We start from the raw sequence: 19,714 nt of genomic DNA on the forward strand, positions 1-19,714 counted from the left end.
AATTTAGGAGCAAGTTTACGAATGATATTTTTATAATAAATGAGAAGAAAAAAAAGGTGATTTTATGGCGAACGATCAAGTGTTAACCGCCGAACAAGTCATCGACAAAACAAGGGCATATTTAAATGATGAGAATGTTGACTTAGTCAAAAGGGCATATGAATATGCGAAACATGCTCATCGTGACCAATATCGAAAATCTGGCGAACCATATATTATTCATCCCATACAGGTAGCTGGCATTCTAGCTGACCTCGAGATGGACCCTGCAACGGTCGCTGCTGGTTTTCTCCACGATGTTGTTGAAGATACTCCTGTAACGTTAAAAGATATGGAGCAGGAATTCAATGATGAAGTGGCCATGCTTGTCGATGGTGTAACAAAGTTGGGGAAAATTAAATATAAATCGCACGAAGAGCAGCAGGCTGAAAATCATCGGAAAATGTTTGTGGCCATGGCTCAGGATATCCGGGTTATTTTAATCAAGCTTGCAGACCGTTTGCATAATATGAGGACGTTAAAACATCTTCCTGCTGAAAAGCAGCGCCGGATTTCAAATGAAACATTAGAAATTTTTGCACCTCTTGCTCATCGACTTGGGATCTCCAAGATCAAATGGGAGCTTGAGGATACCGCCTTACGATATTTAAATCCGCAGCAATATTACCGTATCGTTAACTTAATGAAAAAGAAGCGTGCGGAACGTGAGCAATATTTAGATGATGTCATTGATGAAGTCAAAGGGCGTTTGAATGAGGTATCCATTAAGGCAGATCTTTCTGGGCGGCCAAAGCATATTTACAGCATTTATCGAAAGATGGTGCTGCAAAATAAACAGTTCAGTGAAATTTATGATTTGCTGGCGGTTCGGATTGTTGTAAACAGCATTAAGGACTGTTATGCCGTACTAGGAATCATTCATACTTGCTGGAAGCCAATGCCTGGCCGTTTCAAGGACTATATTGCCATGCCGAAACCCAATATGTATCAGTCCCTTCATACAACGGTAATCGGCCCAAAAGGGGATCCGCTCGAAGTGCAAATTCGAACAACGGAAATGCATCGAATTGCTGAATTCGGGATTGCGGCCCACTGGGCATATAAAGAAGGCAAGTCGTTAAATGACAGTGCCTCCTTTGAACAAAAATTAACTTGGTTCAGAGAAATTCTTGAGTTCCAAAATGACACTGCTAACGCGGAAGAATTTATGGAGTCGTTAAAAATTGATTTGTTCTCTGACATGGTGTTCGTCTTTACGCCAAAAGGTGATGTGATTGAGCTGCCATCCGGTTCCGTTCCGATTGATTTTGCTTATCGAATCCACTCCGAAATCGGTAATAAAACGATTGGTGCAAAAGTGAACGGCAAAATGGTAACCCTCGACTATACACTAAAGACGGGCGATATTGTCGAAATTTTAACTTCCAAACATTCCTATGGACCCAGTCAGGATTGGTTAAAGCTTGCCCAAACCTCACAGGCGAAAAATAAAATTCGTGCATTCTTTAAGAAACAGCGCCGAGATGAGAATGTGGACAAAGGAAAAGAGCTTGTAGAAAAAGAAATTCGGGCAATGGAATTTGATACGAAGGAGATTTTAACTCCTGAGAACCTAAAAAAGGTTGCTGAAAAGTTCAATTTTATGAATGAAGACGATATGTATGCGGCTGTTGGCTATAACGGGGTTACAGCTCTTCAAGTGGCCAATCGTTTAACAGAAAAGTGGCGGAAGAAACGCGACCAAGAGCAATCGGCTAGCATCGCAAATGCTATTACCGATTTGAAATCCTTTCCTTCCTCTAAAAAGCGCGAGTCGGGTGTCCGAGTTCAAGGAATTGATAATCTTTTAATTCGCCTATCAAGATGCTGTAATCCTGTTCCTGGCGATGAAATTGTCGGATTTATCACAAAAGGACGCGGGGTTTCCGTTCATCGCTCTGATTGTACGAACATAGACTCAACCGATGCTCAATCAAGATTGATTCCTGTCGAATGGGAATCCTCCTTGAACGACCGGAAGGAATATAATGTTGATATTGAAATCAGCGGCTATGACCGCCGTGGCCTCCTAAACGAGGTATTGCAGGCAGTAAACGAAACAAAAACGAATATCTCAGCTGTTTCAGGCAGGTCTGACCGCAATAAAATGGCAATGATTAATATGTCAATTGCAATTCACAATGTGAATCATCTGCATAAGGTCGTTGAGCGAATTAAACAAATTCCTGATATTTATTCTGTTCGCAGAATGATGAATTAAAGGGGTATATGTATGCGAGTTGTTGTACAACGCAGTAAAAAAGCAAAAGTGACGGTTAACGGTGAGATTACAGGTCAAATTAGCAGTGGACTTGTATTACTTGTCGGAGTTACGCATGATGACAACGAAGAAGATGCTGCTTATTTAGCCGACAAAGTTGCCAACTTGCGCATTTTTGAGGATGCGGCTGAAAAAATGAATTTATCCTTATTAGATGTTGGCGGGGAAATCCTATCTGTCTCACAGTTCACTTTATATGGGGATTGTCGGAATGGAAGAAGGCCAAGCTTTATTAATGCGGCCCGCCCGGAACAAGCGATTGGTCTATATGAAACCTTTAACAGTTTGTTACGCGATAAAGGAATCCACGTTGAGACAGGCCGTTTTGGAGCGATGATGGAAGTAGAGCTGACAAACGACGGCCCTGTCACTTTAATTGTAGACAGCAAGGCATAGAAAAACCTTGGCACTATATTAGTGCCAAGGTTTTTAGTTATCCTTAAAATAGCGGGTCAGCCCATTATATAGGCCTGTAGCGGCATTTTCTTGGTATTGGTTTGAATTTAAGGTCATTTCTTCTTCAGGGTTGCTTAAGTATCCAAGTTCCATTAAAGCCGCATTTTGACTATTCTCCCGGATGACATGATAATCGCCAAAACGAACTCCTCGATAATTCAGCTTTGTTTGATTAATAGTTGACGAATATAAATATTCAGCAAGCGATTTTTGATAGGTATGATAGTAATAACCAGTCATGCCCCGGACACTACTATTACCATTTGCATCATAATGTATGCTGACAAAGGCATCGGCTTGATAGGTACGTGCAATACTGACTCTTTCAGGGAGAGAAATATAGGTATCGCTATTTCGCGTAAGGATTACGTTCGCACCGCTGGCTGTTAATTTATCATACAAAAGCCTTGCCGTTCGTATGGTCAGATTCTTTTCAAGTGTTCCGCTCGCACCGGTTGTCCCAGTGTCTAATCCACCGTGGCCGGGGTCAAGGACAATTGTTTTATTTCGTAAATCCGAACCTGCTCCTTTTTTCTGAATTGATGGAGAAGTACCGTTAGTGGAAACTAACCAGCCTGCTACATAGCCGATCGAACCATTAGCGAGCTTAATCGCATACCAATCGTTTTCCTCTCTTTTTACGGCAAATGTATCTCCTGCATTTGCTCTTAATAACACATCCGATTGGACATTCGGTCCTTTGCGAATATTGGTTCCATTATTGACTATCGTAACCTTGTTAGCTTTTGCGACTGGCTCGGAACTGACATTCGGTGTCGTTACATCCATATACCAACCAGCTACCCAACCATACCGATTCGGCTCAAATTCAATCTTTATCCAATCATTCTTCTCCCCTAAAATGGAAAAGCTTTGACCTTTATGTACTGAACCAATTATCGTTGCATTTAAGGATGCCTCGCTGCGAATACTAAGGCTGCCTGCTGTTACAGTTCCAATCGTCCCTGACGTGCTTGAAGTCGTGTCATTGCCCTTTTGAGTATTCGTTTGAAAATCAAGAAATTGACTGCTGACCCAGGCAGCCTGTCCGTTAAATTGGATTTGAGTCCAATTATTTTGGGTGCCGTAGACGTTGACTGTCATACCCTTTGATAGTTTTCCTACCGCTGCACTGGCTGACGATGGGGAAGTGCGGACGTTTAAGGACGGTACTGTAACAACACCGACACTTGTTTTGTTGGATGTAACGCTAGTATCATTGTTCGCTTTAGAAACTACCCAATCCGCCACCCAGCCAGTTTGGCCAGCAGATAGTTTTACCTCGATCCAATCGCCTTTTTCCCTAATGATTGAATACTTTTCCCCTTTATTTGCTTGTTTCACCAATGGATAGCTTAATCCGGGACCTTCTCTGATGTTAACAACCGCGGAGGAAATGGTAATTGTTCCACTTGCAGCCATACTATTTCCTTGCGGCAAAAATCCCGCTATCAAAGTAAAACAAAATACGAGAATAATGAATTTTTTGCCCATCTTGTTTCCTCTCTTAATTTTGCACTTTTCTATTATTTTATCGTAAAGGGGAATGGAAATCATTCCTTTCTTGTAAAAAAAGTCCAATATTCCTCTATCAGATGTTGATAATTCTTTCTTTAATCCTGCAATTTTTCTCTATGATTGGTAACAATAGAGAATATAGATGAGGATTCGAGGTGATTGGTTTATGAGAGCAAGTGAAAAAGGAATGAACGTCCAATCGATGGAAGGCCGGATTTTTGGAGTTGATTTTCATGATTTTATTCAAAAAGAGCAGCATGCGGGTACCATTGAACTTGCTTCTGAATTTGGATTGAATATGAGAGATGTCAGAAGGTTAAAAAAACATCTTGGAAGGTCTTAAAACTCACTTGACAATCTTCCTGATGCTCCGTATTATTATATAAATAAAATGTCATATTTAGTGATAACTAATGATGGAGCACAGTAGTTAAGCATAAAGCATGAAAAGAGAGGAAATGCCCCAGGCTGAAAGCATTTCTGCATGAATCTTAATGAAGGAACACTCCGTAGGTTTCTCTCTGAAAAAGGTATACTCTAGTAGGAGAAGAACGTTAACAGGCGTTAACTGTACGAGCGGAAGAGTCCAAATTTGGGCTTTTCAACTAGGGTGGCACCACGGGACTATAACTCTCGTCCCTTGTATTTATACAAGGGATGGGAGTTTTTTATTTATTTTTTTACATATTTGTTAGGAGGAAAATGGAAATGTCGATTAGCATTCCACGGGGAACGCAGGATATTTTACCCGGTGAAATTGAAAAGTGGCAAATGATTGAAGCAAAAGCGCGCGAACTTTGTGAGAAATACCAATACCATGAAATTCGTACACCGATTTTTGAACATACTGATCTCTTTTCAAGAGGTGTGGGTGATACGACCGATATTGTTCAAAAAGAAATGTACACCTTTGAAGACCGAGGCGGACGGAGCATTACACTGAGACCGGAAGGAACTGCTGCGGTTGTAAGGTCTTTTGTTGAGAAAAAAATGTTTGGCTATGCGAATCAGCCAGTAAAGCTTTATTATATGGGCCCGATGTTTCGATATGAGCGCCCGCAGGCCGGACGTTTTCGCCAATTTGTTCAGTTTGGAATTGAAGCACTAGGAAGTAACGATCCCGCAATTGATGCAGAAGTCATTTCTCTAGCAATGAACTTGTATAAAGAAATGGGTTTAAAGAAGCTGAAACTTATCATTAACAGCCTTGGAGATAAAGAAAGCCGGATTGCACATCGGAATGCATTAGTGAATCACTTCCAGCCACGGATTGGTGAGTTTTGCCATGACTGCCAAAACCGTCTTGAAAAAAATCCACTACGGATTCTTGATTGTAAACAAGACCGCGATCACGAGCTGATGAAAACAGCTCCGTCTATTCTTGATTATTTAAATGATTATTCAAAAGCTTATTTTGAAAAGCTGCAGCAATATCTTACACAATTGGATATTCCGTTTGAAGTGGATGCGAACCTGGTCCGCGGCTTGGATTATTATAATCATACTGCATTTGAAATCATGAGTAATGCGGAGGGATTTGGCGCGATTACCACATTATGCGGCGGCGGAAGATACAATGGTTTGGCAGAGGAAATCGGCGGACCTGAAACACCGGGAATTGGCTTTGCCCTTAGTATCGAACGATTCATTGCTGCCCTAAATGCTGAAGGCGTTGACCTCGAGATCAATCAAGGCATTGACTGCTATTTGGCTGCACTTGGCGAAGAGGCAAAGGATTATACGGTAGGACTTTTACAGCAATTAAGAATGGCTGGTTTTTCGGCTGAAAGAGACTATTTGGATCGAAAAATCAAAGCCCAATTTAAAGCAGCTGACCGATTAAATGCCCGCTTTGTTGCCATTCTTGGCGACGATGAGTTAAAAAATAATAAAATCAATGTAAAAAATATGGCGACAGGTGAACAGGTAGAAATAGATTTAGATTCATTTATTCAACACTTTCAAAGGTTGCAACCATAAGGGGGAAAAACAATGTTTGGCAGATCGTATTTTTGCGGAGAGGTTCCGGAAACAGCAGTAGGAGAGAAAGTAACATTAAAAGGATGGGTGCAAACCAGACGCGATTTGGGCGGAGTCATTTTTATCGATCTTCGTGACCGGTCTGGGATTGTACAGGTCGTATTTAATCCGGATTTATCACAGGAAGCACTTGAAATAGCTGAAAAAATCCGTAGTGAATATGTTCTAGATATTCAAGGGACAGTGGTTGCCAGAGAGGCATCGACCATTAATGAAAAAATTAAAACCGGTAAAATTGAAGTACAGGCTGAAAAAGTAACCATTATCAATGAAGCGAAAACACCACCATTTATGATTACTGATACAACAGATGTTTCAGAGGATGTCCGTTTGAAATATCGCTATTTAGATTTCCGTCGTCCGGTTATTTTTGAAACCTTAAAAATGCGCCATCAGGTGACAAAACAAATTAGAGACTTCTTAGATTCCGAAGGTTTCTTAGACATTGAAACACCGATTTTAACAAAAAGCACGCCTGAAGGTGCCCGGGATTATCTAGTACCAAGCCGCGTTCATCCTGGTGAGTTTTATGCGCTGCCACAATCACCGCAGTTGTTTAAGCAATTGTTAATGGTTGGCGGTGTTGAGCGATATTATCAAATCGCCCGCTGTTTCCGTGACGAAGACCTTCGTGCAGACCGTCAGCCTGAGTTTACTCAGGTCGATATTGAAACAAGCTTTTTAAGTCAAGAAGATATTATGGCCTTAATGGAAAAAATGATGACTCAAGTCATGAAAGAAGTTAAAGGTATTGAGATTCCTGCTCCATTCCCGCGGATGACGTATGATGAAGCAATGAGCCGCTTTGGTTCAGATAAACCGGATACCCGTTTTGGTTTAGAGCTTGTTGATCTTTCTGAAATTGTGAAGGATTCAGGCTTCAAAGTCTTTTCAGCTGCTGTGGCAAATGGCGGTCAAGTAAAAGCTATTAATGTAAAAGCTTCTGCGGATAAATATTCTCGTAAAGATATTGATGCCTTAACAGAATTTGTTGCTGTATACGGAGCAAAAGGTCTTGCTTGGTTTAAGGTTGAAGCTGAGGGGATAAATGGTCCAATCACAAAATTCTTCTCTGAAGAAGAAGTAAATGCGATGAAAGCGACGCTTGAAGCTAGTGTTGGTGATTTAATTCTATTTGTTGCTGATAAAAAGAGTGTTGTCGCTGATGCATTAGGTGCACTAAGAATTAAACTTGGTAAAGAATTAGGGTTAATTGACCAAAGCAAGTTTAATTTCCTATGGGTTACAGATTGGCCATTACTTGAGTTTGACGAAGAGGAAGGCCGCTATTTTGCTGCCCATCATCCATTTACAATGCCGTTCAGGGAAGATCTTGAATACTTAGATACGGATCCAGGAAGGGTTCGCGCACAAGCCTATGACATTGTTCTTAACGGCTATGAGCTTGGCGGAGGTTCTTTAAGGATTTTTGAACGGTCCATTCAGGAAAAAATGTTCAAGGTGCTAGGTTTTACACCTGAAGAAGCGAACGAGCAATTCGGATTCCTGATGAATGCCTTTGAATATGGAACACCGCCGCACGGTGGGATTGCCCTTGGCTTAGACCGTTTAGTCATGCTCTTAGCAGGCAGCTCTAACCTTCGTGACACGATTGCTTTTCCGAAAACAGCAAGTGCAAGCGACTTGTTAACGGATGCACCAGGTGAAGTTTCCAAGGCACAATTAAAAGAGCTATATTTAACACTAAATGTAAATAAATAACAATAAAACGCTTTCATGAACCCTTGAATGCCGATTTATTTTATGCTATTATAAAACCAATCCAAAAGAGTCCTGAAGTGTTCGTTGTATTACCTGAAATATTGACCGAACATTATTTCTTCGGGAGTCCAGAGTTTTTCGGCAGCGCAAATGCCTCGGCCCATAGCGGATTAGGGGACTTGCAAAACAGAGAACAGGACACCCACCTGCTAAGTGCGGGATCAATATGAAGGAAGCCAAAAGCGACGGCACGATTGGGACTCTTTTCAAATTGACCTTGATAAACCTCCTATATGGGAGGTTTTTATTTTCCCATATTTTTAATAAATCTTATCTGAATACTTGTTTTTAAATGATGGTATGATATATTTTTATTCGGGAAAAAGATACCTAATGAAATTAACATAACTGGAGTGAAATATATGCTGCATCAATTTTCTCGAAATGAGCTGGCGGTTGGTAAAGAAGGAATGGATATCATGAAAAACAGCACGGTTGCTGTTTTAGGAATCGGGGGAGTCGGTTCTTTTGCCGCCGAGGCGCTTGCTCGTTCCGGTGTCGGCCGTCTTATTTTGATTGACAAAGACGATGTAGACATCACCAATGTCAACCGTCAGCTTATTGCTTTATTATCAACAATTGGCAGACCAAAGGTGGAAATCATGGAGGAGAGGATTAAGGATATTAATCCGGATTGTGAAGTGATTTCACTAAAAATGTTTTATACGGAAGAAACTTATGAAGAAATTTTTAACCACAATATCGATTTTTTTGTAGACGCCTCCGATACGATTATTTATAAAATCCATTTAGCGAAGGAATGTTTAAAGAGAAATATTCCAATCATTTCAAGTATGGGTGCAGCAAATAAAATGGATCCAACCCGTTTCCAAATTGCCGATATCTCTAAAACACATACAGATCCGATTGCAAAAGTGATCCGGACTAAACTCCGTAAGGAAGGAATTCGCAAGGGGATTCCTGTTGTTTTTTCCGATGAGAGCCCGATCGTGATTCGTGAGGATGTCCGTCAGATTGTCGGGAATGACAAAGCGGAGATTCGTAAGGCTAAGATGCCGCCAGCTTCCAATGCCTTTGTTCCGTCTGCCTGCGGTTTAATCATGGCAAGTTATGTGGTAAGAGAATTATTAAAAGATATCAAAATTCAACGCGTGTCAGATGAGAAATAAGCTTAAGGCCCTGAACTTTGTTCAGGGCTTTTGTTTATTTTTAATAAGATTTTATAAAAAAGCGGTGGTGTCTTCTTTTTGAAACACCCTCATCAATTATTTTAACGGTATTGTTAAAACATCTACTTTTGAGCCATCTTTCGCCGAATAAATAAATAGCTCGAATGCTGCCCCTTCTCCTGTTTTTTCAGCAAGTGACTTGTCAAAGGAAATCTCAAAATTTCCCCATGCTGGAGCTCCTTCGGTTTGATAATGGTCTTGTAGAATGGTTTTATTACCGGAAGTTACCGCATATTGAAAGACACCTTCAAATACTCTTGCCTGCCCTTTTACCATGATTTTACCGTCTTTTTCAGATAAGACTACGTTTTTAAAGGAATTGTTTTGGTATACCTTTGGGTCATCCTCCTTAGGAGGCTTCTTGGTCCCGGTAGAAGGCTTATTTGGATCGGCCGGGGGTGTTGTTGTTTCCCCTGAAGGCTTCGATGGAACACTTTTTGGAGGCTTGGTGGTCTCATGTTCGGTTACACTGGGTTTCTGTTTAACATCCACATGGACCCTAACACCCAAACTGTACGCAATAACTCCTAAAATCACGATGATACACAACATTAACAAGTTTGTTAGTTTCATTAGGTTCACCCCCAAAACCGCTTGATTTTTTTCTTCCATCTTACCCCTATTATATTCATCACCCCCTCCCTTTCTACACAATATCGAATCTTTTCGTACGTCGCAGGTCCTAGAATTGACTCATTCTCAAGCCGTTTTAATCAAGAAAGACCTCACATTATAATAAAAATTAGAAGGAATGACATCAAATGCAGGAAAAATTTTCAAATTTAAGTTAAACTGGTAAGGTGGCCTTTTTTCGACAAAAGATAGAGAGAGGAGAAGATGAGTTGGATTCGATTGTAGAATTAAAAGATGTGACGAAAATAATCAAAGGGAGAAAGATCATAGATCAAATTAGTTTCCAGGTAAACAAAGGGGAGGTCTTTGGCTTTTTAGGGCCAAACGGGGCCGGGAAAACTACGACCATCCGGATGATTGTGGGCTTAATGGGCATCACTTCGGGTGATATTACCATTGGAGGAGCCAGTATTAAAAGTAATTTTGAGGATGCTGTCCGCCATATTGGTGCCATTGTTGAAAATCCGGAAATGTATAAATTCTTGAGCGGATATAAAAACCTTGTGCATTATGCAAAAATGTCAAAAGGAATAACGAAAGAGAAAATTGATGAAGTGGTCAAACTGGTCGGGTTAACAGACAGAATCCACGACAAGGTAAAAACGTACTCACTGGGAATGCGGCAAAGATTAGGTTTGGCGCAATGTCTTTTACATGACCCCGAGGTACTTATCCTCGATGAACCCACCAACGGTTTGGACCCGGCTGGAATTCGGGAAATCCGCGACTATTTGCGCCTCCTTGCAAGGGAAAAAAATATGGCTGTCATTGTATCAAGTCATTTGCTTTCAGAAATGGAAATGATGTGTGACCGCATCGGAATTATTCAAAACGGCCGTTTAATAGATGTACAGCTTGTCCAAGAATTTGTGCAAGGTAATGAAGTCACATATGAACTTGAAGTGATTCCAAGTGAAAAGGCACGCTCCATCATCCAAAACCATTATTCAGACGTTAGAGTGTCCCATTCGAGAAATGGCGTATCTTTGGAGCTGGCCAAAGAAGAAATTCCGAATTTAATAAAGTTATTGGTGGAAGGTAACGTTCAGGTCTTTGGAGTTAAAGAAGTGGCAAAAACATTAGAGGACCGCTTCCTTGAGGTTACAGGTGAAAAGGAGGAAGCTAGAATATGATGAATTTAATTCAAAATGAATGGATGAAAATTTTTAAGCGCCCAGGAACGTTTGTCATGATTGCAATTCTTCTTGTCGCAGCGTCGATTGTGGCTGGCTTTTTTAAATATCAGGAGTCAGGAAGTAAAGCCGGCGTTGACCAAAAATGGGAGCAAAACCTGAAGCAGGAGAATGATGCTTTAAAGAAGCAGTATGACCGAAGCGGATCAAAGATCGAAAAACAATTCCTTAAAAGAGAGATAGCCATCAATGATTACCGGATTGAGCATCATATTGCCCCACAGGAAAGCTATGATGTTTGGACCTTTGTAAAGGATGCTTCGCAATTAATATCATTAGCAGGGCTGTTTACGATTATTGTTTCCGCAGGGATTGTTGCAAGTGAATTTAATTGGGGCACGATTAAGTTGTTGTTAATCAGGCCGATTAATCGAACGAAAATTTTACTCTCTAAATATTTAACAGTTTTACTTTTTGCATTATTCCTGCTGGCCGTGCTTTTTGTATATTCAACCGTCATTGGCGCGATTTTATTTGGGATGCCTGACCAGGCTGTGCCATATTTGAATTACAATAATGGTACAGTGACTGAGCAGAATATGGTGGTTCATTTAATGAGTTATTATGGTTTGAGCTCGATTGGAATGATTATGCTGACAACCATGGCATTTATGATTTCGTCTGTGTTTCGAAACAGTTCACTTGCCATTGGTATCTCCATCTTTTTAATGTTTTCCGGAGGAAACTTAACTCAATTATTAGCATTGAAATTTGATTGGGCTAAATATATCTTGTTTGCTAATACGGATCTCATGCAATATTTTGAAGGTTCTCCGATGGTGGAAGGAATGACCTTATCATTTTCCATCATCATGCTAATTGTTTATTTTGTTGTTTTCCAATTTCTGGCCTTCTTTACTTTTAAAAAGAGAGATGTGGCTGCGTAATATTGTTGATACCCGCTAAAAAGTGTTGATAACGGCAGAAAAAAATAGCCTCCGCGTAACGCGAAGGCTATTTTTTTCTGCCTGTTAGTTTTGCATAGACCGTGGCCAGTGCTTGTTCAAACTTTCCAGTCTTTTTTGGTACATAGTATTGTTTATTTTTTAAGCGATTCGGTAAATATTGCTGCGGGACCCAGCCATTTTCATAGTCGTGCGGGTATTTATAGTCAATTCCCCTGCCCAGCTCTTTTGCACCTTTATAATGGGCGTCGCGCAAATGGTCAGGAACTTCTCCAACATTGCCTTTTTGAATATCCTCAAGCGCGGATTGAATCGCAAGCACTGCTGAATTGGATTTTGGTGATAAACATAATTCAATCACTGCGTTAGCAAGCGGGATTCTTGCTTCCGGGAAACCGATTCGTTCTGCTGTTTCAATCGCCGCCAGCGTCCGTGCCCCTGCCTGGGGACTGGCAAGACCGACATCTTCAAAAGCGATGACAAGCAAGCGTCTACTAATGCTTACCAAGTCACCAGCTTCAATTAACCTGCCAAGATAATGAAGTGCAGCATCTACGTCACTGCCGCGAATTGATTTTTGGAAGGCGGAAAGAACATCATAATGGCCGTCCCCATCCTTGTCAGCAGCAAAACTCTTCTTTTGTAAGCATTCTTCTGCTATTGCCAAGTCAATATGAATAACGCCTTCCCCGTCCTTATCGCTCGAAAGGACAGCTAATTCTAGGGCATTTAAGGAACTTCTAACATCACCATTTGATCCGATTGCAAAATGATTTAGAGCTTCATCGGTCAAGACAACCCTTACGTTTCCAAAGCCTCTTTCCGCGTCTTCTAAAGCTCTTGTCAATGCTATTTTTACTTCTTCCGGCTCCAGCGGCTTTAACTCGAAAATTTGACATCGGCTGCGGATCGCCGGATTAATCGCGTGGTATGGATTGCTCGTCGTTGCCCCTATTAAAGTAATTAATCCATTTTCTAAATAAGGGAGCAAATAATCCTGTTTCGCTTTATCGAGGCGATGGACCTCATCCAAAAGAAGAATTACCTTTCCGGACATTTTTGCTTCGGCAACGACAATCTCCATGTCTTTTTTATTATTGGTTACGGCATTTAGGGTGCGGAAAGCATATTTAGTACTTCCGGCAATTGCACTTGCAATCGAGGTTTTGCCAATTCCAGGCGGACCATATAAAATCATCGACGTCAGCTGTTTAGCTTTTACCATTCTGGCAATAATTTTTCCATCGGCAACAAGATGCTGCTGTCCGACAACCTCTTCAATGGTTCTGGGACGCATCCGAAATGCTAGAGGCTTTTGCTGCATAATCATCTCTCCAACTGAATACTGTCTTTTCTTATTGTCTAGCTTCAGCGCCTAGCCCCTCTAGGTCGCTTCGGCCCAGCCGATGAAGTCAAAGAACGACTTCACCGTCTGGGCCTCCAGCGCTTTTCGGGGCTGACCAAGGCGCTTCCGCTTTTCTTATTACGATATCATTTTTTCTGTGAAAAGCATATTAAAGAACAATATGGTATAATAAATAAATGCCTATCAAGTTACTGAGGATTTGATTCCTGTTGACATTATAAAAAATAATTTTAAAATAGAAAAAGTTGAAATGAGGTGCCTTTAAATGAAAATATCGACGAAGGGCAGATATGGTCTGACCATTATGATTGAACTGGCTAAAAAATACGGTGAAGGTCCGATTTCACTAAAAACAATTGCCCAAGCAAATGATTTATCGGAACATTACCTAGAACAATTAATTTCACCGCTTCGCAATGCCGGATTAGTAAAAAGTATTCGTGGAGCATATGGTGGTTACATTCTAGCTGATGATCCTGCAAAAATTACTTCCGGTGATGTGATTCGTGTTCTTGAAGGACCGATTACACCGGTAGAGGGTATTGAGGATGAAGAACCGGCAAAACGTGAGCTTTGGATTCGTATTCGCGATGCGATTAAGGATGTATTGGATAATACAACATTGGAAGATTTAGCCAGCCATAGCGATGATGGTGAGTCAGAAGCTTATATGTTTTATATTTAATGTCAAAGGTAATTGTATAGATTTCATTTGAATGAAGGTGGAATTATGGAACGAATCTATCTCGACCATGCCGCTACAACACCGATGCATCCAAGAGTTATGGAGAAAATGCTTGCAGCCATGAATGAAACCTTCGGGAATCCCTCAAGTATCCATTCTTTTGGAAGAGAAGCTCGGCACAGAATCGACCTCGCACGCGAAAGAATGGCAAAAAGTATCGGTGCAAAAGAGGTAGAGATTATTTTTACAAGCGGTGGAACCGAAGCGGATAATATGGCCCTATTTGGCGTTGCTGAAAGTTATCAAGCGAATGGGAAGCATATTATAACCTCACAAATAGAGCACCATGCAGTACTTCACGCCGGTCATAAATTAGAAAAGATGGGGTATGAGGTTACCTATTTGCCTGTGGATGAAACTGGAAGGGTGTCTGTGGCCGAATTAAAAAATGCATTAAGAGAAGATACTATTCTCGTCTCAATCATGTACGGGAACAATGAGGTAGGGACACTCCAGCCAATTGCTGAAATTGGGGAGCTCTTGAAAGACCATCAAGCAAAATTTCATACCGATGCTGTACAAGCCTACGGTGTTGAAAAAATAGATGTTAACGAATGTAATATTGACTTGTTGTCCGTTACAGCTCATAAAATTAATGGCCCGAAAGGTATCGGCTTTTTATATGCCCGCGAAAATGTTAAACTAGCGCCACGTCAATTTGGCGGAGAGCAAGAGCGAAAAAGACGTGCCGGTACCGAAAATGTTGCCTCAATTGTTGGTTTTCACGAAGCTGTTTTAATTTCGGCGGAAGAACTGTCTGAAAAAAGGAATAGGTACATGGGGTTTAAGGAGACGTTTATTCAAAAACTCCGAGAGCACAGAATCGATTTTGCACTAAACGGAACACTTGAACATTCGCTGCCACATGTATTAAACTTAAGCTTTCCGGGGACAAATGTCGAGCAAATGCTTGTGAATCTCGATTTGGCGGGAATAGCGGTCTCTAGCGGTTCAGCATGTACAGCGGGTTCGATTGAACCTTCTCATGTACTGGTTGCTATGTTTGGAAAAGGATCTGAGCGGTTAATTAATTCGATTCGCTTTAGCTTTGGTTATGATACGACTACAGAGCAAATAGTGAGAGCGGCTGAAGAGACAGCCAGAATTGTAACTCGCTTAAAAAAATAGATGTACGAAACACTTTTATGAGATAGAGAGGTGAAAAAAGATGGAGACTAGAGAGCCAAAAGATATACGAGTGGTGGTGGGCATGTCCGGTGGAGTCGATTCTTCGGTTGCAGCGTTACTTCTAAAACAGCAAGGTTATGATGTTATCGGGATTTTTATGAAAAACTGGGATGATACGGATGAGTTTGGCGTTTGTACGGCGACAGAGGATTATGAAGACGTAATCCGTGTTTGTAACCAGATTGGCATTCCATATTATGCCGTTAATTTTGAAAAACAATATTGGGATAAGGTATTTACCTACTTTTTAGAAGAATATAAGGCGGGCCGAACCCCGAATCCGGATGTCATGTGCAATAAAGAAATTAAGTTTAAGGCTTTTCTTGAGCATGCGGTGAACCTCGGTGCTGATTATCTGGCAACAGGCCATTATGCGCAGGTTGAGTACCGGGATGGAGAATATAAAATGCTCCGTGGTCTCGACGAAAACAAGGACCAAACCTACTTCCTAAACCAATTGACACAGGATCAGCTTAGCAAGGTCATGTTCCCGATTGGTAATCTTGAGAAATCCAGGGTAAGGGAAATTGCCAAGGAAGCTAATCTTGCGACTGCAACGAAAAAGGATAGTACTGGTATTTGCTTTATTGGGGAAAGGAACTTTAAAGAATTCCTAGGCCAATACCTGCCTGCCCAGCCGGGTAATATGGAAACTTTTGACGGAAAAGTTATGGGAAGGCATGAGGGACTTATGTATCACACCATCGGTCAACGTCATGGACTCGGAATTGGTGGTGCCGGTGACCCATGGTTTGCAATTGGAAAGGACCTAAAACGTAATGTCCTTTATGTTGGACAAGGCTTTCATAATGAAATGCTTTATTCCGATTCCATTATTGCGGATGCCGTCAGCTGGGTTTCCAATCAAGAAAAACCTGCTGAATTTGAATGCACTGCAAAATTTCGCTACAGGCAGGAAGACCATAAAGTAACCGTCCATCTTCTTGAAGACAACAAGGCGAAAGTGGTCTTTCATGAGCCAATCCGCGCCGTTACCCCAGGACAAGCCGTCGTCTTCTATAACGGTGACGAATGCCTCGGCGGCGGAACCATCGACGAAGTCTACAAAAATAACGAGCGCCTGACCTACGTCGGCTAAAAAAATCCCTGATTCCCCTTTTGGAATCAGGGATTTTTTCGACAAATTTCGGGCGGTGCCTGTCACCGCCCGAAATTTATCGAATGAACTTACCATAGAAAAAAATATGGTATACTCTCAATAGAATGGAGTTGACTAGTTTGGATAAGAACCAATTGGGTGTTAAATATATGCAGGAGGGTAATTGGGAGGAAGCGGCGAAGGCTTTTAATGAGGCGATTTCTGATAGTCCGCAGGATCCGGTTGCTTATATTAATTTTGGAAATGTGCTTTCTGCTGTTGGGGATGATGAGAAAGCTTTGAAGTTTTATGAGAAGGCGATTGAGCTAGATGAGAATGCTGCAGCAGCTTATTATAGTGCGGGAAACCTCTATTTTAATAAGGAACATTTTGAGCAGGCGAAAAAAATGTTTGAAATGGCGTTGAAAAAAGGGCTTGAATCAAGTGATAACTTTTTTATGCTCGGTATCACCCTTATTCAGCTCGATCAAGGGAAATTTGCACTGCCTTATTTACAAAGAAGTGTGGAATTAAATGAAGAAGATGCTGAGGCACGCTTCCAATATGGATTATGTCTCGCTCAATTACAATTCATTGATGAGTCAATTGTGCAATTGGAAAAATGTTTAGATCTTGATTCCCAGCATGCAGATGCCTGTTATAATTTAGGTGTTGCCTATGGCTTTAAAGAAAATCCAGAAAAAGCAGCAGAAATGTTTGATAAAGCACTTGAAATTCAGCCGGATCATTTGCTTGCCGGCTACGGAAAAAAACTAATTGAGAATGAAAAATAATTATTAACCCTTATGTCTCAAGGCCATGGAAGGAGGGAGTGTAATGGAAAAGCAGGACTCACTTGATTTATTTGCCGAACAAGGAAAGTTCGTGAAGGGGAAGCATCTTGTAACGATTTTTCATAATGAGCAAAATCTATACACCGTCCTGAGAATTCGTGTGGAAGAAACCAATGACCAATATGAGGACAAAGAAGCAGTGGTAACTGGTTATTTTCCGAAAATTCACGAACAGGAAACGTATATTTTTTACGGTGAATTTAAGGAACATCCGAAATTTGGTCTTCAATTTCACACCAATCATTTCCGAAAAGATATTCCTCAAACCGAACAAGGTGTTATTACTTATTTATCAAGTGAAATGTTTAAAGGGATTGGCAAAAAGACGGCGGAGAATATTGTTAAAGTATTAGGAGAAAATGCAATATCAAAAATTCTTAATCAGCCATCATTGCTCGATTCTATTCCAAAGCTGCCTCCTGAGAAGGCGAAAATGCTTTATGATACGTTAATGGAACATCAGGGACTCGAACAAGTCATGGTCGCCTTAAATCAATATGGCTTTGGTCCGCAGCTTTCGATGAGAATTTATCAAGCTTATAAGGAAGAAACCCTTGGTATTATTCAGAAAAATCCTTATAAATTGGTCGAAGATATCGAAGGAATCGGTTTTGGCCGGGCAGACGAACTAGGGTATCAGCTTGGCATCTCCGGAAATCACCCAGACCGAATCAAAGCAGCTTGCCTTTACACGCTTGAAAATGAAAGCATGCAGACAGGACATGTATACATACCTGCCAAAGACTTATTAGAAAAAGTAAAAAACCTTCTAGAAGAAAACAAACGAGATCAAATTGAATTTTTGGATATCTCGAATGAAGTTGTTAAGCTTGAAGAAGAGGGGAAAATAATTGGCGAAGAGCAGCGTGTTTACCTCCCCTCTTTATATTTTGCTGAAAAGGGCCTCGTGACCAATATTCATCGAATCTTAGAGCAATCCGAGTACAAAGAACAATTTCCTGAATCAGAGTTTTTACTTGCACTTGGAAACCTTGAAGAAAGACTCGGCGTGGAATATGCCCCCTCGCAAAAAGAAGCGATCCAAACGGCCTTAATGTCCCCAATGCTTATTTTAACAGGCGGACCAGGCACTGGTAAGACGACCGTCATCAAAGGGATTGTCGAGCTTTATGCCGAACTTCATGGCTGCTCCTTAGAGCCAAAGGATTATCAAAAGAAAGACGAACCCTTTCCTTTTTTACTTGCCGCACCAACGGGCAGAGCGGCGAAAAGGATGAGCGAGTCGACAGGTCTTCCTGCCGTTACAATTCACCGTTTACTTGGTTTTAATGGAACAGAAGGTTTTGACCGAGATGAAACAACACCGCTTGAAGGAAAAATTATTATTGTAGATGAAACGTCCATGCTCGATATTTGGCTGGCCAATCAGTTGTTTAAGGCGCTTCCGGAGCATATACAAGTCATTTTGGTCGGAGATGAAGATCAATTGCCATCTGTCGGGCCAGGACAGGTTTTAAAAGATCTGTTGAACTCAGAAAGAATTCCGACGGTTAGATTAACCGATATCTATCGTCAGGCAGAAGGGTCTTCTATCATTGAACTTGCCCATGATATTAAAAAGGGGTTTATACCGGCTAATGTAACATTCAAACAAGCTGATCGATCCTTTATCCGCTGTTCAACTGCACAGGTTGCGCAGGTTGTGGAAAAAGTCGCATTAAATGCAAAAAACAAAGGATATTCGGCAAAGGATATCCAGGTGTTGGCACCTATGTACCGCGGACCGGCAGGGATTGACCGCTTAAATGTTTTACTACAGGAAATTTTTAATCCCAACCCAGATGGTTCGCGTAAAGAAATTACTTTCGGTGATGTAAAATACCGAATCGGTGACAAAGTGCTTCAGTTGGTCAATCAGCCGGAAAATAATGTTTTTAACGGTGATATTGGCGAAATTATTTCGATCATCTATGCAAAAGAAAATACCGAAAAACAAGATATGATTTACATTTCCTATGAGGGTCATGAGGTAGAATATACAAAGCAGGATTTGACGCAAATTACCCATGCTTATTGCTGCTCAGTCCATAAGTCGCAGGGAAGCGAGTTTCCGATTGTCATTCTCCCAATCACAAGAAGCTACTACCGAATGCTGCGGCGGAATTTAATTTATACAGCGATTACCCGCAGTAAACAATCATTAATTCTCTGTGGTGAAGAAGATGCCTTAAGGATGGGCGTCGAAAGAGCGGATGAATTAAGCAGACTTACGACCCTTTGCCATAAGCTGCAGGAATCCATCCCTGCCAATGGAACCGAAACAAATTCGGAAACACAAATTACCGATGGGTTGACATTAGAGGAAACCTTAATGAAGGTTGATCCAATGATTGGAATGGAAAACCTTACACCTTATGATTTTATGGTTAATAACTGAAACTATAAATGTTCGGAAAGGTGGGAC

General features: G+C 41.1%; 16 protein-coding genes, 1 other RNA gene and 1 other annotated feature. Of the genes, 14 read left to right on the forward strand and 3 right to left on the reverse strand.

Annotated features, from left to right (window positions below):
* Window positions 1-64 precede the first annotated feature (64 nt).
* Window positions 65-2,260 carry a RelA/SpoT family protein gene (locus tag E2K98_RS11940; protein ID WP_133334448.1) on the forward strand — a complete coding sequence of 732 codons (2,196 nt, stop codon included), beginning with the start codon at window positions 65-67 and terminating at the stop codon, window positions 2,258-2,260.
* Window positions 2,261-2,272: 12 nt separating this feature from the next.
* The gene (gene dtd, locus E2K98_RS11945) at window positions 2,273-2,716 is read left to right on the forward strand and encodes a D-aminoacyl-tRNA deacylase (protein WP_133334449.1); all 444 of its coding nucleotides are present in this window, start codon (window positions 2,273-2,275) and stop codon (window positions 2,714-2,716) included.
* 33 nt (window positions 2,717-2,749) lie between these two features.
* Here dtd and E2K98_RS11950 read toward each other — a convergent pair whose 3' ends face one another.
* On the reverse strand, window positions 2,750-4,270 hold the full coding sequence (locus E2K98_RS11950; RefSeq protein WP_133334450.1) for an SH3 domain-containing protein: 1,521 nt from the start codon (window positions 4,268-4,270) through the stop codon (window positions 2,750-2,752).
* A 190-nt stretch (window positions 4,271-4,460) separates the two neighbouring features.
* Between E2K98_RS11950 and E2K98_RS11955 the strand changes: the two genes are divergently transcribed.
* The 5 genes from E2K98_RS11955 to E2K98_RS11975 all read left to right on the forward strand — a co-directional run bounded on the left by E2K98_RS11955 (window position 4,461) and on the right by E2K98_RS11975 (window position 9,246).
* On the forward strand, window positions 4,461-4,637 hold the full coding sequence (locus tag E2K98_RS11955) for a hypothetical protein (protein ID WP_165976247.1): 177 nt from the start codon (window positions 4,461-4,463) through the stop codon (window positions 4,635-4,637).
* A gap of 61 nt (window positions 4,638-4,698) precedes the next feature.
* Window positions 4,699-4,938, forward strand: a binding site (T-box leader).
* 64 nt (window positions 4,939-5,002) lie between these two features.
* Window positions 5,003-6,274, forward strand: a complete 1,272-nt coding sequence (gene hisS, locus E2K98_RS11960; RefSeq protein WP_133334452.1) for a histidine--tRNA ligase — start codon at window positions 5,003-5,005, stop codon at window positions 6,272-6,274.
* A 12-nt stretch (window positions 6,275-6,286) separates the two neighbouring features.
* Window positions 6,287-8,056 (forward strand): aspartate--tRNA ligase, encoded by a 1,770-nt coding sequence (gene aspS / locus E2K98_RS11965; protein WP_133334453.1) that lies wholly within the window; start codon window positions 6,287-6,289, stop codon window positions 8,054-8,056.
* A gap of 66 nt (window positions 8,057-8,122) precedes the next feature.
* Window positions 8,123-8,321: non-coding RNA, 6S RNA (gene ssrS / locus E2K98_RS11970), on the forward strand.
* 157 nt (window positions 8,322-8,478) lie between these two features.
* On the forward strand, window positions 8,479-9,246 hold the full coding sequence (locus E2K98_RS11975; RefSeq protein WP_133334454.1) for a tRNA threonylcarbamoyladenosine dehydratase: 768 nt from the start codon (window positions 8,479-8,481) through the stop codon (window positions 9,244-9,246).
* 96 nt (window positions 9,247-9,342) lie between these two features.
* Here the strand turns inward: E2K98_RS11975 and E2K98_RS11980 are convergent, their stop codons facing one another.
* Window positions 9,343-9,879 carry a Gmad2 immunoglobulin-like domain-containing protein gene (locus tag E2K98_RS11980; RefSeq protein ID WP_165976248.1) on the reverse strand — a complete coding sequence of 179 codons (537 nt, stop codon included), beginning with the start codon at window positions 9,877-9,879 and terminating at the stop codon, window positions 9,343-9,345.
* A 269-nt stretch (window positions 9,880-10,148) separates the two neighbouring features.
* Here E2K98_RS11980 and E2K98_RS11985 point away from each other — a divergent pair, with 269 nt between their 5' ends.
* Window positions 10,149-11,072 (forward strand): ABC transporter ATP-binding protein, encoded by a 924-nt coding sequence (locus tag E2K98_RS11985; protein WP_133334456.1) that lies wholly within the window; start codon window positions 10,149-10,151, stop codon window positions 11,070-11,072.
* Complete coding sequence (locus tag E2K98_RS11990) at window positions 11,069-12,019, forward strand: ABC transporter permease (RefSeq protein ID WP_133334457.1); 951 nt, start codon at window positions 11,069-11,071, stop codon at window positions 12,017-12,019. The genes E2K98_RS11985 and E2K98_RS11990 overlap by 4 nt, the downstream gene beginning before the upstream one ends.
* Window positions 12,020-12,086: 67 nt before the next feature.
* On the opposite strand, the gene E2K98_RS11995 is transcribed toward E2K98_RS11990, so the two are convergent.
* Window positions 12,087-13,361, reverse strand: a complete 1,275-nt coding sequence (locus tag E2K98_RS11995) for a replication-associated recombination protein A (RefSeq protein ID WP_133334458.1) — start codon at window positions 13,359-13,361, stop codon at window positions 12,087-12,089.
* A gap of 307 nt (window positions 13,362-13,668) precedes the next feature.
* Between E2K98_RS11995 and cymR the strand changes: the two genes are divergently transcribed.
* The 5 genes from cymR (at window position 13,669) to recD2 (ending at window position 19,687) form a co-directional block, all read left to right on the forward strand.
* A complete protein-coding gene (gene cymR / locus E2K98_RS12000; protein ID WP_133334459.1) occupies window positions 13,669-14,088 on the forward strand; it encodes a cysteine metabolism transcriptional regulator CymR in 420 nt (139 codons plus the stop codon).
* Window positions 14,089-14,133: 45 nt separating this feature from the next.
* Window positions 14,134-15,276, forward strand: coding sequence for a cysteine desulfurase family protein (locus tag E2K98_RS12005; protein ID WP_133334460.1), 1,143 nt, complete (start codon window positions 14,134-14,136; stop codon window positions 15,274-15,276).
* A gap of 40 nt (window positions 15,277-15,316) precedes the next feature.
* Window positions 15,317-16,435, forward strand: coding sequence for a tRNA 2-thiouridine(34) synthase MnmA (gene mnmA / locus E2K98_RS12010; protein WP_133334461.1), 1,119 nt, complete (start codon window positions 15,317-15,319; stop codon window positions 16,433-16,435).
* A 140-nt stretch (window positions 16,436-16,575) separates the two neighbouring features.
* Complete coding sequence (locus E2K98_RS12015; RefSeq protein WP_133334462.1) at window positions 16,576-17,229, forward strand: tetratricopeptide repeat protein; 654 nt, start codon at window positions 16,576-16,578, stop codon at window positions 17,227-17,229.
* Window positions 17,230-17,272: 43 nt separating this feature from the next.
* Window positions 17,273-19,687 carry an SF1B family DNA helicase RecD2 gene (recD2, locus tag E2K98_RS12020; protein ID WP_133334463.1) on the forward strand — a complete coding sequence of 805 codons (2,415 nt, stop codon included), beginning with the start codon at window positions 17,273-17,275 and terminating at the stop codon, window positions 19,685-19,687.
* Window positions 19,688-19,714: the final 27 nt, after the last annotated feature.

The sequence above is a fragment of the Bacillus salipaludis genome (genome assembly GCF_004358205.1).